Source organism: Streptomyces sp. NPDC059718 (genome assembly GCF_042733315.1).
In the GTDB taxonomy this organism is placed as follows: domain Bacteria; phylum Actinomycetota; class Actinomycetes; order Streptomycetales; family Streptomycetaceae; genus Actinacidiphila.
Genome location: NZ_JBHWGA010000140.1, coordinates 1 through 1,390 on the forward strand (window position 1 = coordinate 1; position 1,390 = coordinate 1,390).

Annotated in this window: 1 rRNA gene; it reads left to right on the forward strand. The window is 56.5% G+C overall.

The features are described from left to right. Positions 1-1,390: ribosomal RNA gene (locus ACFV3E_RS46710) — 23S ribosomal RNA — on the forward strand; the annotation flags it as partial.

Here is a 1,390-nt window from a genome sequence, read left to right on the forward strand (position 1 = left end):
CTGAGACCTGATGCCGAGCCGATTGTGGTGAAGTGGATGATCCTATGCTGTCGAGAAAAGCCTCTAGCGAGTTTCATGGCGGCCCGTACCCTAAACCGACTCAGGTGGTCAGGTAGAGAATACCGAGGCGTTCGGGTGAACTGTGGTTAAGGAACTCGGCAAAATGCCCCCGTAACTTCGGGAGAAGGGGGGCCATTGCTGGTGAGGGGACTTGCTCCCTGAGCTGGTGGTGGCCGCAGAGACCAGCGAGAAGCGACTGTTTACTAAAAACACAGGTCCGTGCGAAGCCGTAAGGCGATGTATACGGACTGACGCCTGCCCGGTGCTGGAACGTTAAGGGGACCGGTTAGCTCCATTTCGGTGGGGCGAAGCTGAGAACTTAAGCGCCAGTAAACGGCGGTGGTAACTATAACCATCCTAAGGTAGCGAAATTCCTTGTCGGGTAAGTTCCGACCTGCACGAATGGCGTAACGACTTCTCGACTGTCTCAACCACAGGCCCGGTGAAATTGCACTACGAGTAAAGATGCTCGTTTCGCGCAGCAGGACGGAAAGACCCCGGGACCTTTACTACAGCTTGATATTGGTGTTCGGTTCGGCTTGTGTAGGATAGGTGGGAGACTGTGAAGCGATGGCGCCAGCCATTGTGGAGTCGTCGTTGAAATACCACTCTGGTCGTGCTGGATGTCTAACCTCGGTCCGTGATCCGGATCAGGGACAGTGTCTGGTGGGTAGTTTAACTGGGGCGGTTGCCTCCTAAAGAGTAACGGAGGCGCCCAAAGGTTCCCTCAGCCTGGTTGGCAATCAGGTGTTGAGTGTAAGTGCACAAGGGAGCTTGACTGTGAGACTGACGGGTCGAGCAGGTACGAAAGTAGGGACTAGTGATCCGGCGGTGGCTTGTGGAAGCGCCGTCGCTCAACGGATAAAAGGTACCCCGGGGATAACAGGCTGATCTTCCCCAAGAGTCCATATCGACGGGATGGTTTGGCACCTCGATGTCGGCTCGTCGCATCCTGGGGCTGGAGTCGGTCCCAAGGGTTGGGCTGTTCGCCCATTAAAGCGGTACGCGAGCTGGGTTTAGAACGTCGTGAGACAGTTCGGTCCCTATCCGCTGTGCGCGTAGGAGTCTTGAGAAGGGCTGTCCCTAGTACGAGAGGACCGGGACGGACGAACCTCTGGTGTGCCAGTTGTTCTGCCAAGGGCATGGCTGGTTGGCTACGTTCGGGAGGGATAACCGCTGAAAGCATCTAAGCGGGAAGCCTGCTTCGAGATGAGGACTCCCACCCCCTTGAGGGGTTAAGGCTCCCAGTAGACGACTGGGTTGATAGGCCGGATGTGGAAGCCCAGTAATGGGTGGAGCTGACCGGTACTAATAAGCCGAGGGCTTGTCC